At 62.1% G+C, this 13,989-nt stretch carries 14 protein-coding genes and 1 tRNA gene; 9 read left to right on the forward strand and 6 right to left on the reverse strand.

The annotated features are described in order from the left end of the window. Nucleotides 1-81: 81 nt before the first annotated feature. From GK109_RS09850 to GK109_RS09870, 5 genes are read right to left on the reverse strand one after another with little or no spacing between them, the layout of a single operon-like run. Entirely contained in the window at nt 82-1,074 is a 993-nt protein-coding gene (locus GK109_RS09850; protein WP_157240115.1) for a Gfo/Idh/MocA family protein, read from the reverse strand. Then, nucleotides 1,074-1,973 (reverse strand): sugar phosphate isomerase/epimerase, encoded by a 900-nt coding sequence (locus tag GK109_RS09855; RefSeq protein ID WP_157240117.1) that lies wholly within the window; start codon nt 1,971-1,973, stop codon nt 1,074-1,076. The genes GK109_RS09850 and GK109_RS09855 overlap by 1 nt, the downstream gene beginning before the upstream one ends. Before the next feature lie 3 nt (nt 1,974-1,976). Continuing rightward, the gene (locus GK109_RS09860; protein WP_157240119.1) at nt 1,977-2,555 is read right to left on the reverse strand and encodes a VOC family protein; all 579 of its coding nucleotides are present in this window, start codon (nt 2,553-2,555) and stop codon (nt 1,977-1,979) included. Next, nucleotides 2,552-3,547: a LacI family DNA-binding transcriptional regulator gene (locus tag GK109_RS09865; protein ID WP_157242818.1), complete on the reverse strand. Its 996-nt coding sequence runs from the start codon at nt 3,545-3,547 to the stop codon at nt 2,552-2,554. Before GK109_RS09865 ends, GK109_RS09860 begins: the two co-directional genes overlap by 4 nt. Then, entirely contained in the window at nt 3,540-4,526 is a 987-nt protein-coding gene (locus tag GK109_RS09870; RefSeq protein ID WP_157240121.1) for a Gfo/Idh/MocA family protein, read from the reverse strand. Before GK109_RS09870 ends, GK109_RS09865 begins: the two co-directional genes overlap by 8 nt. A 146-nt stretch (nt 4,527-4,672) precedes the next feature. Here GK109_RS09870 and GK109_RS09875 point away from each other — a divergent pair, with 146 nt between their 5' ends. The 7 genes from GK109_RS09875 to GK109_RS09905 all read left to right on the forward strand — a co-directional run bounded on the left by GK109_RS09875 (nt 4,673) and on the right by GK109_RS09905 (nt 12,226). Next, nucleotides 4,673-5,320, forward strand: coding sequence for a bifunctional 4-hydroxy-2-oxoglutarate aldolase/2-dehydro-3-deoxy-phosphogluconate aldolase (locus GK109_RS09875; protein ID WP_157240123.1), 648 nt, complete (start codon nt 4,673-4,675; stop codon nt 5,318-5,320). Then, entirely contained in the window at nt 5,320-5,862 is a 543-nt protein-coding gene (locus tag GK109_RS09880) for an AAA family ATPase (RefSeq protein ID WP_157240125.1), read from the forward strand. The genes GK109_RS09875 and GK109_RS09880 overlap by 1 nt, the downstream gene beginning before the upstream one ends. Nucleotides 5,863-6,266: 404 nt before the next feature. Next, nucleotides 6,267-7,676: an MFS transporter gene (locus tag GK109_RS09885; protein WP_157240127.1), complete on the forward strand. Its 1,410-nt coding sequence runs from the start codon at nt 6,267-6,269 to the stop codon at nt 7,674-7,676. Between the two features lie 181 nt (nt 7,677-7,857). Further along, complete coding sequence (locus tag GK109_RS09890; RefSeq protein ID WP_197432443.1) at nt 7,858-8,679, forward strand: sugar phosphate isomerase/epimerase; 822 nt, start codon at nt 7,858-7,860, stop codon at nt 8,677-8,679. A gap of 172 nt (nt 8,680-8,851) precedes the next feature. Then, the gene (locus GK109_RS09895; protein WP_157240128.1) at nt 8,852-9,643 is read left to right on the forward strand and encodes an SDR family NAD(P)-dependent oxidoreductase; all 792 of its coding nucleotides are present in this window, start codon (nt 8,852-8,854) and stop codon (nt 9,641-9,643) included. Nucleotides 9,644-10,389: 746 nt separating this feature from the next. After that, nucleotides 10,390-11,517: a mandelate racemase/muconate lactonizing enzyme family protein gene (locus GK109_RS09900; protein WP_321214863.1), complete on the forward strand. Its 1,128-nt coding sequence runs from the start codon at nt 10,390-10,392 to the stop codon at nt 11,515-11,517. Between the two features lie 10 nt (nt 11,518-11,527). Further along, nucleotides 11,528-12,226 carry a FadR/GntR family transcriptional regulator gene (locus GK109_RS09905; protein ID WP_157240130.1) on the forward strand — a complete coding sequence of 233 codons (699 nt, stop codon included), beginning with the start codon at nt 11,528-11,530 and terminating at the stop codon, nt 12,224-12,226. 146 nt (nt 12,227-12,372) lie between these two features. On the opposite strand, the gene GK109_RS09910 is transcribed toward GK109_RS09905, so the two are convergent. After that, a tRNA-Leu gene (locus tag GK109_RS09910) sits at nt 12,373-12,455 on the reverse strand. A gap of 310 nt (nt 12,456-12,765) precedes the next feature. Between GK109_RS09910 and GK109_RS09915 the strand changes: the two genes are divergently transcribed. Together GK109_RS09915 and GK109_RS09920 are read left to right on the forward strand one after the other, a co-directional pair. Further along, nucleotides 12,766-13,509 carry a DUF3662 and FHA domain-containing protein gene (locus GK109_RS09915; protein ID WP_157240132.1) on the forward strand — a complete coding sequence of 248 codons (744 nt, stop codon included), beginning with the start codon at nt 12,766-12,768 and terminating at the stop codon, nt 13,507-13,509. Then, nucleotides 13,506-13,988: an FHA domain-containing protein gene (locus GK109_RS09920; RefSeq protein ID WP_157240134.1), complete on the forward strand. Its 483-nt coding sequence runs from the start codon at nt 13,506-13,508 to the stop codon at nt 13,986-13,988. Before GK109_RS09915 ends, GK109_RS09920 begins: the two co-directional genes overlap by 4 nt. Nucleotide 13,989 lies beyond the last annotated feature (1 nt).

Below are 13,989 nucleotides of genomic sequence, written 5' to 3' on the forward strand. Positions count from 1 at the left end.
TTTTCGGCAGGATTGTTCGAGCCACGTTCCACGTGCTCAACGGTTGCGAGTGCCGTGGAGAAGGGCGGGCCCGGTTGGTTGTTAGCTTCCGTTTACTGCATGGCTGGCCCATTCCCGGCCGGCTTGCTCTGCTGTGGGCAAACCGGACGCAGCGAGAATCCGGTCGAGCAAGCGTTGAGTGTGGACTGCTTCCCGGCCTGAAGTCAGTGGCTGCGTCCTGTCAGCAACCCGGTCTAGGAAATGATGAACGGCGGCCGAAAACCCCAGAGTGTCTGTCGCAGTAGCCCAGCCATAGGCCTCGGCGCTGAGTTCCCGTGATGTGGTGACGCCCTTGACCGTGGTCGAGACCGTTTCAGGTGCCCTGACTTCGACGGTCTTTCCGTCGCCGTAGGCGTCGAGTTTTTCGTTCCATGCTCCTGCTGTACGGGCTGCCATCAGCACGCCCGTATTCCCGGTGCTGAAGCGGATGGTTGCTGCAACACCGTCTTCTTCCCAAGGGTCGTCACCGGCGGCGTGGGCGGCGACGTCTACTGGTTCGCCGCCGCAGTACCAGCGGAGGAGATCGACCATGTGAATGGCGTTCTCGAATGTCGCACGGTATTCCGATCCCGGGCGGTTTTTCTGGGCGACGCAGAAGGTGGCGCCTTTGGCGCCGAAGACTTCCCGACCGGCGGTATAGACGGGCGCGTAGCGGCGGTTGAAGTCCACCATCAGGATCCGGCCCCGCTCGTCGGCGAGATCTGCCAGGCGTTCTGCTTCATCGGTTGCCGGGGCCAGGGGTTTTTCGCAGAAGACGTCGACGTCACGGTTCAGGCACAGCTGGACGGCGTGGGCGTGCTCGGAGCGGGGTGTGAGGACGAAGACTGCATCGAGCTCCTGTGCATCCAGCATGTCCTCCACCGTTTTGTAGGCGGTGTTGAACCCCCAGCGCCGGACCAGGCTGCTTGGATCCTCACGCCGGGACACCAGGGCTGCCAGCTCAACGTCATCGCGTTGGACGAGCGTGGGTAATTGGGCGATAGTGGCGATGTTGCCTGCACCGACAACTCCGACGCGGAGACGGGTGGTGTTCATCAGGCGTTCCTCACTTCAGCCAGGCCAGAGAGCATTGAGCGCAGGACGGCGGCGGATTCCCGGAATCCGGTTTCGGGTGCAGGGAGGTCTTGCGGGTGCCAGCGGTACTCGAGCTCGATGCTCAGCACGTCGTCGTAGCCGTGCGTCAGCAACCCGGCGAGGATTTGGGGCCAGGGAACGACGCCGCTTCCGACGACGCGGGACCGGACAGCCCGCTCGGACGCGTTGACCCGAGCCGTTTCCGTGGCGCGGAAGGCCGCGTTGGGATCCGTGAAGACGAGGTCCTTCACGTGGACGTGGCCGATCAGGTCGCCTTGGACAGCGAGGGCTTGTTCATACTTTTCATCGTGCGTGAATGTCAGGTTCGCCTGGTCGTAAAGAACGCGGACGGCAGGGTGGTCTATTTCCCGGACGAGGGCAGCGGTATCCGCTGCGGTCTGGGTCATGGTGCCGAAGTGGTTTTCCACGCAAAGGCGAACCCCGGCCTGTTCTGCAACAGGCGCGAGAGTTTCCAGTGCTTCACGCAGTTTTGCCCAATGCGCTGGGTGGTCGTTGTCCCCGTGATGCCAGGATCCGGCGTAGACGCGGACCCGGTCAGCACCGAGCAGGTGTGCGGTCTCTATGGCGCCGCGGAATTCATCGACTGCTGCGCGCCATTCGAGGCTATCCAGTGAGTTGATGGCGGTGGTGTAAGGCGTCAGACCCACAATGGGTATGCCTGCGCTTTCGGCTGCTCTCAGTGCCTCCATCGCGGCGCTACGGTCACCTAACGGCAATCCTGATTTGTAGTCATTCTGGTAGATGACCTCGGCGGCGTCGAGCCCAGCGGCTCGGAAGAGATCAAGTGCTTGGGGAACCGTGTGGTCCGGGGTGCCTAGGGTATGGCCGGCTAGCCGCATTGTTTATGTCCTTTCTGAAGTGTTTGGAGCTGCTGTCCAGTCCGCAGGACCGACCAGCCGGGGCGGGGCTGCGACGCGGGACCGATCCACGATTTCCATCAGCAATCCCCACGGGGTGACGAAGTAGGTCCAGCGGTTGCCGGCTACGCGCGGGCTGTCGCCAGCGACTTCCTTGCGCTCACCAAGCACGCGTACCCCAGGTGTTTCCTGCAGCACCGCGATCGCTTCATCCACGTCGTCCACGACGAAGCACAGGTGGTGCCCGCCGGCGTCGCAGTGCCTCGGCGGCGTCTCACGCCGCTCAGCGCTGCTCCACTCGAAAAGCTCGATGTTCAGGTTCGGTGGCAGGCGCAGCATCGCAAGTGTGAGCTTGGCATCCGCCGGGACTTCAAAATTTGTGGGCATGAATTCTTCGTCGGGCCCGCGTTCGGAGCGGTACAGCTCTTCAGCTCCGAGGACTTCGACGAAGAACCGGATCCCGTCCTCAAGATTGGGCACCGTCAGGCCGACGTGGTCCGTGTGCTGGAGTCCCGGCAGCCGCCGCAGTGTTCCTCTTGGGGCGCCGTTAGTCTGCGCGGTCATTTGCGCGGTCCCGAGGTGGAGCCGCGAACCAGGAGCTGAGGTTCGAGGACGATATGGTCCACGGAGCCGTCCGCGTTCTGCTTTTCAGCCAGTTCAATGGCGATATGTCCCATGTCGGCGATGGGCTGGCGAACCGTGGTCAGAGGAGGGTTGAACCGGGCGCCGAGAGCGAGACCGTCGAACCCGATGACCGACACGTCCTCGGGTACGCGTACGCCGCGTTGGCCGAGGGCGGAGATTACTGCAAAGGCCACCATGTCGTTTGCGGCGATGATGGCGGTCGGCGGATTGTCCATTTCGAGGAAATGTTCGGCGCCGCGCGTGCCCGCATCCAGATCCGACCCGCTGTCCAGCACGACAGGTGCGCTGCCGCTCTCGGCGGACAGCTCCAGGTACGCGTCCATCCGGTCCTGGGCGGTGTGCGTTCCGGCGATGCCGGAAACGTAGCCGATCGAAGTGTGCCCGAGGCCGTGCAGGTGCTCCAATGCGAGCATGATTCCGCGGCGGCTGTCGACGGTGACGGTTGGGACCGCATCGTCACCTTCCACCCGGTCTATCACCACCACCTTGTGGCCGAAGTCGAAGCGTTTCAGGGCCTCCGTATCGACCTTTGTGGAGGGCGCGACAATTCCGAAGGGGGCATACATGGCCTGCATGGCGGTGAAGTAGCCGTCGGTTTTGGCCGGGTCCCCGTTGGTGACGCAAAGCAGCAGCTGGTAGCCGCGCTCATCCGCCGCCTGCGTCATCGTCTTGGCAAGTTCGGCAAAGAACGGGTTAGTAATGTCAGGAACGATCAGCGGGATGAACGTGCTGCTCTTAGTCCGAAGCGCCTGGGCGAGCGGACTCATCGTGTAGCCGAGTCCCTCGGCGACCCGGAGGATGTGCTCGCGTGTTTCACTCTTCACAGCCTCTGGGCGTGAGAACGCCCGGGAAACCGTAGAGCGGTGGACACCGGCAGCTTTTGCAACGACGTCGATACTCAAGTCAGGCATGTTCTTTTCCTCCGTGCTGGTCGTCATAGGCCTGCCAAATGGGGCGCATGACATTTTCGAGCTGGGCCAGCGTAGTCAGGCCCCGGAAACCATCTTCCAGCGTCCGGGCGACGCTCCGCACGAACGGATCGTAGAGAGGGTCGCTGTCCACATTGATCTTGTCGACCTCCGTGGTGCCGTCCAGTGCCGTGAAAGTGGCTGTGCCGTCCGAATCAACGGAGGCGAATCCTGCCTCACCGACCGAGGTAAAGCTGCAGTAGCGCTTCAGTGGAGAGCCAGGGAATGCGTAGCCGACCTCCACAATGGCTTCGCGTCCTTCCGGTGTCGTGATGATGAGGCTTGCATGATCCTCAACGGACTGGTGGTGAAGAACCGATGAGAGCCGGGAGTCCACATGTGCTGCCGACTCATCGCAGCCCCGGAGGAACAGATCGACAAAATGCGGTGCAAGGTTGGCAAGGCAGCCGCCGCCCGCCTTGACCGGGTCCAGCATCCAGGCATTGCCGTTTTCGAGATACCGGGATGGTGGACCAGCGACAAATGAGGTTCGCTGGTAAGTGGGCCGGCCCGCCTTGGCAAGCCATTTTTCGGTGGGTCCGCCGCGCTGGACCAGGGGTACAGTTACAGGCACGCCAGCTGCCTCGGCGGCCTGACGCACGGCAGAGAGCTCATTGAGGGAAGTGCCCAATGGCTTTTCGACGACGAACGGAATGCCGCGCTCGATCAGGGCAAGACACTTTTCGGCCATACCGTCATGGGGACCAAAGACATAGGCGAGTCCGACGTTGGGGAGATCGACCAGCTTCTGCCAGTCAGCTTCAAGCGGTGCGCCCCAGACTTTGGCCAGCTGCCGCACCTGCACGAGGGAAACATCATCGTCACCGACTCCGATAACGTCGTGCTCTTCGGCAATCGCCTGCGCGCAGAGCGGAACATGCCAATGCGAAGCACCCAGAATAATCGTGCGTACGTTGGTCAACCGCAATACCCCCTTGTATGAGATCGGTTGCTGAGATCGGTTGCAATAACAGTATGGATGGTGGGAGAGTTTGTCAATGGAACTAACACCCATAGGGGCCGGGCTGGTCAAAAAGTTAGGGCAAACCCGGTCAGAGAGAGGTCAGCATGTATAAGAAACTTCGCACCCTGCAAACCATCGACGAGTCCGGGGCAGTCCTCATTGTGCGACTGGAGAACGCCGAGGTTGCCGAGCGTGTTGCCGAAGCTGCCATCGCCGGAGGTTTCCGCGCCCTCGAAATTACGCTTTCCATTCCCGGCGCCGTGGATGTGATCCGTCATCTCGCCGCCAAGCATGGACCCAGCGGCGTGGCGATCGGTGCCGGAACAGTACTGGACGAGCACGCGGCGTACGAGTGCATCCGGGCCGGTGCCCAGTTCCTGGTCAGCCCTCAGTTGAACCCCGCGATGATCCGGACAGCGAACCGGTACCAGGTGCCCACCGTCAGCGGGGCCTACACGCCAACCGAGCTCGTTGAGTCCGCCGAAGCCGGCGCTGACATTCTCAAGCTCTTCCCCACCGAAGCCGGCGGCATCCCGTATGCAAAGTCCGTACTGGCGCCGCTGGCACACCTGCCGATTATGCCGGCAGGCGGCGTCACCCTTGAAAACGTCGGCGACTGGTTCGCGGCGGGCGTGGCCGGCGTCGGCGTAGGCAGCTACGTGACCAAGGCATGGCAACCCGACGGCGACTTCTCCCGTGTCACGGAGGCAGCCCGGGCGTTCCTCACCGCAGTAGCAAAGGCCCGCCTTTAATGTCCCCTCAAGTCTTCATTGTTATCGGCCCTGCCGGATCGGGAAAGACCACCATCGCCCAGCAGACAGCACAACAGCATGAGGCTGCCTACCTGGACAAGGACCGGGTCAGTGGCCGCTTCGTCGAGTTCGCGCTAACCGCTACCGGGCACGATCCCACCGATCGCGAGTCCAACGACTACTATCGCGACCATTTGCTGCCCCTCGAGTACGAAACTCTCATGGATGTCGCGGGGATAAACCTGCGCCTCGGCCGATCCGTGGTCCTTGATGCTCCCTTCGGAGCCTATTTCCGACAACCAGACTATTTGACCCGTGCGGCGAAAGACTTCCAATGGCCGTCCCCCGCGATCACCGTGATACGTGTCCGGGTACCTCAAGACATCCTGCGTACGCGCCTCATCCGGCGCGGACTGGAACGGGACCAGTGGAAACTTGCCCACTGGGATGACTACTGGTCCGTCTACGGCAGCCTGGAGTGCTCCTGGTCCGGAGTGCACTTCCAAGACTTCAACAATGAGGCACCCCTTCCGGCCGAATAAGACGAACCGGGTCTCGGTCAGGCGGCACCGGTTTGCGCACGATGGCCAACCGGGGGTACGGAGAAGCCATAGCCCTGACCCGTGTATCTGCTCCGAAGCAACGGCCTTTCCTCGAAGTTCGCGTCAGGACCTCACAAGACATTGACAAGGATCACATGAGGTCCGTATCGTTACTTGCAACCGATCTCAGCAACCGATCTCACTGAACAAATGTGGAGGGGCTGGATTGCTTTCCTTCCCGCTTGAAGGCAGCAGCGCATAGGCGTTTGCGGCTCGGCTTTTGGCTTTGGCCGGCGGTTGGCCCGTTGAACCGGGTGGCAGCCGGGAGAGAACCGCATACGGTTTCAGGTGGCCGGGAATATTCCAATACCCTCCTCAGTACACGTAAAAATATGGAGAGTTCAATGAAGACCTCACAAGCAGTCCACGGCAGCTCGGGCCCTACCGATCTCAAGGCCCCCGGTCGTGGCTACCGCAACGTCGTGGCGGGCACGATTGGCCACTTTGTCGAGTGGTATGACTGGTACATTTACGGGCTCCTGGCCGCGGTGTTCTCATCCCAGATATTTCCGGGCGATGACCCCTTTGCCTCCCTTGTCGCAGCTCTGCTCACCTACGCGGTGGGGTTTGTTGTCCGGCCGCTCAGCGGCATCATCATCTCCCCACTGGCCGACCGTTTCGGCCGAAGGCTCATCCTGACACTGTCCGTCTCCGGGATGGCGCTCGGCTCGCTCATCATCGGCCTCACACCTTCCTTTGCGGCCATCGGCTATGCAGCGCCTGTTCTCTTCCTTGTTGCACGCATCATCCAGGGCATCTCGGCCGGCAGTGAGGGTCAGAGTGCCATCGCGTTCATGGTCGAACACGCTCCCGCGAACCGGAGGGGCCTGTTCGGTTCGTTCACCAATATGGCGAGCGGTCTCGCAACGCTCGCGGCGACGGGGGCCGCGGCAATGGTGACAGCATCCTTTGCTCCAGCTGACCTTGCCGCTTTTGGTTGGCGCATCCCGTTTGTCATTGGAGGCATCCTCGGTATCGTCGGCCTCATCTTGAGGGCCCGTGCACAGGAAACCCCTGAATTTGAAGCAGAGTCACTGGTCGACCAAAAATCCGCTGGGGCCCGCCTGGTGGACCTGGTACGCGAACACCCCAAGGCGCTGCTGCAGGCAGCTGCGCTGTCCGCCCCGGCCGTGGCCTACTACACCTGGGCGACCTTCCTTCCCACCTACGCCAAGCTCACCACCGGCCGGGACCTGTCCTCCACACTCGCCGGAAGCGTTATCGGACTGGCATTGCTAGTGATCATCGTGCCGGTCTGCGGATACCTTTCCGACCGCCTCGGCCGACGCAAGATCTTCCCCATCGTCGGCGCCATTGGCATGATCGTTCTCTTCTACCCCATGCTCCTGTTGCTGAACCAGCCCGGCTTCGGGGTATATGTTCTGGTCTCGGCATCAGGGTGGGTGGTTCTCGGCATCTGGCAGTCGGTCTACCCAACCATCCAGGCCGAACTGTTCCCCGCCTCAGTCCGTGTATCGGGCATCGGCCTCGCACACCAAATCGTAATCGCTGTCTTCGGTGGCACCGCCCCGCTGATCGCCGCAGCGTTCGTCGGAACCGGACAGCCCATGCTCGTCGCGGTCTACATGATCGCCATTGTCGCCCTCAGCCTCATCGTCTACTTCACTCTCCCGGAGACGGGCAACCGCGGCGACCGCGCCACCGTGGCGCTTGCTGACCCTGAAGTACTCGAAGGCGAACACCTGCTCACGAGCACCTCGCCGGCCACCGGCGGGGTGAAGCGTTCCCGCTAGGCACGCTGTCTCCCTGGGGAGCAGCAGCGGCTCGACCGGGAACAAGGGTCGTGACGGCCCCGCGCCTCGTGGAGCCGCCCGACTCGCGATGGGTGCGATCCCGTGCGCATGATCGAAAGAGCCACTGCCGTATGAGTGAAACAAGTTTTTCATAGGCGCAGAACTAAGAGGATGTTTCTACATGAACCAAATGATTATTAATACGTTCTCCTACCTGTGGTCATCTTCGGCAATTGATGCAATAGCCGAATTGGTCGACAACGGGTATAAAGCTTTCGAGGTACCGGTTAGCTCTCCACATTGCTGGCCGGAGGAAATATCCAGTCCGGAACGTGCGGCAATCCGCGGAAGACTTGATGGATATGGCGCCACAATCAGGTCACTGAACGCCGGCGGGTATGACATCAACCTGGCCAGCCCTGGCGCCAGCATGCGCCGCAAAAGTATCGAGCACATCAAGTCAGTGATCGACCTGGCCGAAGCCTGGGATGTCCCCGAAGTTGTAATCTCCCCCGGCACAAGGCGCCCCATGATCTCACCGTCACTCGAGAAGACTTACGGGTGGATGTACGAGAGCCTGGAGCAACTCATCCCGTTGGCCAAAGAGGCTGGCACGCGACTGCTTTTCGAAAACACGCCCTATTGCTTCACCCCCACCATCCAGGACCTGGCAGGGGTCGTAAACATGATCAACGACGACTCAGTCAAGGTCGTGTACGACGTCGCCAACGCTGCATATATCGGAGAGGATCCCGTAGAAAGCCTGCTCTCCCACTACGGATCAATTGGGTTGGTACATATTTCTGATACGGGCACGGAAACCTGGGGTCACGATCCGATCGGCACGGGAGTGATCGACTGGAGCGGCCTGGGCAAGGCTGTCAGAGAAACGTGTGGAGTCAACAACGTTGTTCTTGAGATCATTCGCGAAGAGAACCCCGTCCAGGAATTCAAGAAGGCAATGCAGGACCTCAAAGATCAGGGCTGGGAACTGGCAAACTAGCCCGATGTCCGGTGACGCGCCGCGGTAGCGAAGATCTGCAGGACAATTTGTAAATAGTTCACATTGCGAATCGATCATCACCAACGTCAAGGAACTTGGACGGTCATGATTCTAATGAGATTTTGCAGCAGCAATTTTTGGCATGTGAACCGCTGATAAAGGAGTATGTGCGATGAGAGCTTTGGTTAGTGGCGGAAGTAGCGGTATAGGAGCAGCGACCTGCCTGAGAATCGCAGAGGGGGCTCTGGCTCGTGGCGTACACCCGATGATCGCAGTGGCAGGACACGATTCGAACGGCAACCAGGAACAAGTCGTTCGTTCAATCCAGTCAATGGGCGGTACCGCTATCGCATTGGCGGGCAACCTTGGCGACCCAGAGGTGCCAGGTAAATTGGTAGAAGCCGCGGTAGCCGAATTTGGCGGGTTGGACGCACTCGTAGCAAACGCGGGGATCGCAAACCCCGGCGCCATCTGTGACGTGTCCCTTGAAGACTGGGACGAGATGTTCGCCGTCAACCTTCGCGGCCCGTGGCTTCTTGCAAAAGCAAGCCACCCGCATTTGAGTCAGAGCCGCGGATCCGCCTGCTTCACCTCTTCCATGTCTGGTCAGGTACCGCACGCTGGATCAGGCGCTTACAGCCCCAGCAAAGCCGCGTTGACGATGCTGGCCCAAACACTCGCGCTGGAATGGGCACCCGAAGGAATTCGCGTCAATGTGGTCTCACCGGGCATGACCCACACACGGATGACCGAAAAAATGTATGCCGATCCCGAAATCAAGAAGGCAAGGGAAAATATCATCCCGTTGGCAAGAATTGGAGATCCCACGGACATTGCGAACGTGATCGAATTTCTCGTTAGCCCGCTATCGGGGTACGTCACGGGGCAAGACATCTGCGTCGATGGTGGCTTCACCAAGTCCATTCTTAGCCACATCCCTGGTCGACCCAGCTCCAAGTCCTGACACCGGTACTCCGGAAAGTGGCTTCTCCGTCTCCCGTAACACTGGCGGCCACGCCGCCGGCGCCAGCCCCAGGCAACTGCCCTGACTCACTATGGCGGGTCAGGGCACCCTTGCGTGTTTGGGTCGGTTTCGCCGGGCCGTCCCGCCGTCGCGCTCGGCTCGACGCTGCCGCAGTGTCGCCCGAACCGGCCGACTACCGCTTCACTCTCGCAAACGCCGTAGTGGCGGTCGCCCCGCGCGCCTCTGACCTGGGGGGTCCCTGCGTTAGAAGACCCGGCGCATAGATGGCAGCGATGCCCGTCAAATTCGCGTACACCCCAACCTGACGTCAGGCGACCAGTCATCCGACGTCAGAAAAGAGCAGGTTCGCCCCTTCCCAGACAGGGTTCTCAACGAGTCTTAGATTTCATCCTGACAGCATTTAGGCTCAGGAGGCTTCGACTGGACGGGGACACCACAGTTGTCCTCTGGTCTTCACCGGCGAAACGCCTCCGTGGCCAACCTGATGCTTTAGATCGTGGGCCTCGTCGAATTCGATGCTGCGGAGGTGGATCGGCGTGCCGCATCCGTTGTTGAGAAGTCCGTCCTGGCCCGCGTGGTACGGAATCACCAGGAATTCGGTCTGCCAGCCCCTTGAGCCAGGCCAAGGACGAGCAGCCTAACAAGGCACCACTTGTAATATAAGTACAGCACTTATATCCTAAGTTGGCGGGCAAAGGAGCCCGGCCCCGCCCAAAGGAGAAACCGTGAGTACCGTCGACCTGATCCGGCACGTCAAACTGTCCACCGCCCGCCTTCCCCTCGCTGTTCCCATCAGCGATGCCAAGGTCTTCACGGGCAGGCAGAAGCCCATGACGGAGGTGGTCTTCCTGTTCGCGGAAATCACCACGGAGCTGGGGCACACCGGCGTCGGATTCAGCTACTCCAAGCGGGCCGGCGGGCCGGCGCAGTATGCACACGCCAAGGAAGTAGCCGAGGGCGTCATCGGCGAGGATCCCAACGACATTGCGAAGATCTACACCAAGCTGCTGTGGGCCGGAGCGTCAGTGGGCCGGTCCGGCGTCGCCACCCAGGCACTGGCCGCCATCGACATCGCCCTCTACGACCTCAAAGCCAAGCGGGCCGGCCTGCCGCTGGCCAAGCTCCTGGGCTCGTACCGCGACTCCGTGCAGACGTACAACACGTCCGGCGGATTCCTGAACGCAACCCTCGAGGAAGTGAAGGCCCGGGCCACCCAGTCACTCGAGGAAGGCATCGGCGGCATCAAGGTCAAAGTGGGCCTCCCCGACAGCAAAGAGGACCTGCGCCGCGTCGCAGGCATCCGCGAACACATCGGCTGGGACGTTCCGCTGATGGTGGACGTCAACCAGCAGTGGGACCGGGCCACCGCCCTGCGGATGGGCCGCCAGCTCGAGGAGTTCAACCTGATCTGGATCGAAGAACCCCTGGACGCCTACGACTTCGAGGGCCACGCCCACCTGGCCAACGTCCTGGACACCCCCATCGCCACCGGTGAAATGCTGGCGTCTGTGGCCGAACACAAGGGCCTCATCAACGCCAACGGCTGCGACATCATCCAGCCGGACGCTCCCCGCGTCGGCGGCATCACCCAGTTCCTCCGCCTGGCCGCCCTGGCCGACGAGCGCGGGCTGGGCCTGGCACCGCATTTCGCCATGGAAATCCATCTCCATCTCGCCGCTGCCTACCCGCGCGAGCCCTGGGTGGAACACTTCGACTGGCTCGACCCGCTGTTCAATGAACGGCTCGAAACCAAGGACGGCCGGATGATCGTCCCGGACCGCCCGGGCCTCGGCGTCACCCTCAGCGACCAGGCACGTGCCTGGACCACCGAGACCGTGGAGTTCGGCGCGTAACCTTGAAGCCATGAGTCGGAACCTCACCGCGGACCTCGCCGCTGACCTTCGCAACCGCATCGTTGACGGCGTCATCCAGCCGGGTGAGAAGCTCCCCAGCGAGAACACCCTCATCAGCGACTTCGGCGTCAGCCGGACGGTTGTCCGCGCGGCGCTGACCCGGCTCCAGGCCGAGGGGCTTGTTGAAACCGAGCGGGGGCGGGGAAGCTTCGCCCTCACGCCGCCGACGGACCGGCCCCAGGCAGCACCCGGGGCCCGTCCGGTGGCCACCATGGAGGACCGGGTCCACCTGCTGGAGTTCCGTATGGGCGTGGAAACCGAAGCCGCCGCGTTGGCCGCACGGAACCACACCGAGCGGCAGCTGCGCGCCGTCACCGCGGCCCTTGAGGAGTTCACCGCCAGCGCGGGGCACCCCGCCCGCGCCATGAAGTCGGATTTCGAGTTCCACCGCGCCGTTGCCGCGGCCTCCGGCAACCCCTACTACTCCGACTGCCTGGCGGCGCTTGGCCAAACGATGATCGCGATGCCGCGCACCCGCCTCATGACCGGCGTCGAGCATTACGCCCGGGACCACTTCGACCAGGTGGTCCAGGAGCACCGCTCCATCTCGGAGGCCATTGCGGACGGTGACGAGGCTGCCGCAGCGGCTGCCATGCGCAGCCACCTGGCCAATTCACGACGCCGGTTCAAGGCTTCCGCGCGGCCGTAACCTGGCGTGGCGCCTGGCTATCGGGCACGAAACCTCAGCTTGTTCGCGGATCCAACCCTTCAGGGCCCGGATTCGCGAACAACTCCAGGGTCGTCGCCTTAACGCAAAAGAGCCCCGGTCTCTCGACCGGAGCTCTTTCATTTGCGTGCGCGAGGGGGGATTTGAACCCCCACACCCTTTCGGATACTGGCACCTGAAGCCAGCGCGTCTGCCGTTCCGCCACTCGCGCGCAACTTCTTTCACCAAGTTCCGGCCGGTTTCCCGGATCCGTTACCTTGTAAAAGCAGCGAGATCAAGCATAACGGAAGGTGGACGGAAAACACCAATTGGCCTCCGCCGGCCCAGGCAAGGCCCGGCAACAGACTGAACTTTTGGCGGCCCCCGGGCGTTGCTGATTAAGGTCATTCACAGCCCTGCCCAGTAGTATCTGATGTAGGAGTGGCTGCTGCAGGCAGGCACACCGCTGACTTGCGAGCTGCACTGCGGGTGAAGTTCCGGAACGAAAACTGCCCCGCGGCTGGGGGGAAAGGAGAAGAACCATGGGTCTGCTCGACAAGGTTGAACGCGGCATTGAAAAGGCTGTCCGGGGCGTCTTCTCTACCGGCTCGCGCGCCCAGGTCGAACCTGTGGAGATCGCCAGCAGGCTGCGCCGGGAAGTTGACCACAAGGCCCTGACTGTGGCCGCCGGCCGGACACTCGCCCCAAACGTTTTCGATGTGCAGCTCAGCGATGACGACTTCAAGCGGGCCCAGGAATGGGGAACCCCGCTGGCCGAGGAACTCTGCGACGTCGTCATCAACCACGTCCGCAGCCAGGGCTACACCCTTCAGGGCTCAGTACGGATTTCCTTCCGCCGGGACGCCGAGTTGCGCGCCGGCAACTTCGAAATCCTCTCTTCAACCGAGAAATCGAAGGGCGCACCCGCAGGCCAGCCACAACGCCCCAACCTGCCGGCCGCTCCGAGCCGCCAGCCGGTACGGCTTCAGCCCGTATTGGATATCGACGGGCAGCGTTACTCCCTCAACGCTCCATCCATCGTCCTTGGCAGGTCGTCCGAAGCCGACATCCATGTCGAAGACACGGGCGTGTCCCGCCGCCACCTGGAAATCCGCACGGCCAACGGCGTGACCAGCGCAGTGGATATGGGTTCCACCAACGGCAGCTATGTCAACGGGCAGAAGGTGTCAGGGAGCACCGAACTCACTGACGGCTCCACCATCACTATGGGACGGACAAAAATCATCTTCCGCCTTTTGCCTGCAAGCACGGGTGGCCGCACATGAGCGACCTCACCATCACCGTCCTGCGGTTCGGCTTCCTCCTGCTCCTCTGGGTGCTGATCTTCAGCATCGTCTCAGCCATGCGCCGGGACCTCATGGTGGGCCGGAAGGCCGCCTCCGGCGCCCCCACCCAGCGCCAGGTCCGCAGGAACCCGGAGCTTGCTGAAGCCCCTCCGCAGCCGGCGAAGCAGCAGGCGCACCAGCTGGTCGTCGTCGAAGGTCCACTCAAGGGAACCACCCTTCCGCTGGCTGCCAGCCCCATCCTCCTGGGCCGCGCCCAGGAAGCCACCCTGGTCCTGGAGGACGACTACGCGTCCGGCCGCCACGCCAGGCTGTTCCCCCAAGGCAGCCGCTGGTTCATCGAGGACCTGGGGTCCACGAACGGAACCTACCTGGCGGACCAGCAACTTACCCGTGCCCTGCCGGTTGAGCCAGGGGTTCCCGTGAGAATCGGCAAGACGGTCATCGAATTGAGGCCATAGC

The organism is Pseudarthrobacter sp. GA104 (assembly GCF_009741265.1).
Lineage (GTDB): Bacteria > Actinomycetota > Actinomycetes > Actinomycetales > Micrococcaceae > Arthrobacter.

What these genes read in the sequence shown, in the direction of transcription:
- GK109_RS09890 (WP_197432443.1), top strand. Translation starts at nt 7,858, where the DNA reads ATGAACCAAATGATTATTAATACGTTCTCCTACCTGTGGTCATCTTCG.
- GK109_RS09865 (WP_157242818.1), bottom strand. Translation starts at nt 3,547, where the DNA reads ATGCCTGACTTGAGTATCGACGTCGTTGCAAAAGCTGCCGGTGTCCAC.
- GK109_RS09855 (WP_157240117.1), bottom strand. Translation starts at nt 1,973, where the DNA reads ATGCGGCTAGCCGGCCATACCCTAGGCACCCCGGACCACACGGTTCCC.
- GK109_RS09880 (WP_157240125.1), top strand. Translation starts at nt 5,320, where the DNA reads ATGTCCCCTCAAGTCTTCATTGTTATCGGCCCTGCCGGATCGGGAAAG.
- GK109_RS09920 (WP_157240134.1), top strand. Translation starts at nt 13,506, where the DNA reads ATGAGCGACCTCACCATCACCGTCCTGCGGTTCGGCTTCCTCCTGCTC.
- GK109_RS09885 (WP_157240127.1), top strand. Translation starts at nt 6,267, where the DNA reads ATGAAGACCTCACAAGCAGTCCACGGCAGCTCGGGCCCTACCGATCTC.
- GK109_RS09875 (WP_157240123.1), top strand. Translation starts at nt 4,673, where the DNA reads ATGTATAAGAAACTTCGCACCCTGCAAACCATCGACGAGTCCGGGGCA.
- GK109_RS09860 (WP_157240119.1), bottom strand. Translation starts at nt 2,555, where the DNA reads ATGACCGCGCAGACTAACGGCGCCCCAAGAGGAACACTGCGGCGGCTG.
- GK109_RS09915 (WP_157240132.1), top strand. Translation starts at nt 12,766, where the DNA reads ATGGGTCTGCTCGACAAGGTTGAACGCGGCATTGAAAAGGCTGTCCGG.
- GK109_RS09850 (WP_157240115.1), bottom strand. Translation starts at nt 1,074, where the DNA reads ATGAACACCACCCGTCTCCGCGTCGGAGTTGTCGGTGCAGGCAACATC.
- GK109_RS09895 (WP_157240128.1), top strand. Translation starts at nt 8,852, where the DNA reads ATGAGAGCTTTGGTTAGTGGCGGAAGTAGCGGTATAGGAGCAGCGACC.
- GK109_RS09905 (WP_157240130.1), top strand. Translation starts at nt 11,528, where the DNA reads ATGAGTCGGAACCTCACCGCGGACCTCGCCGCTGACCTTCGCAACCGC.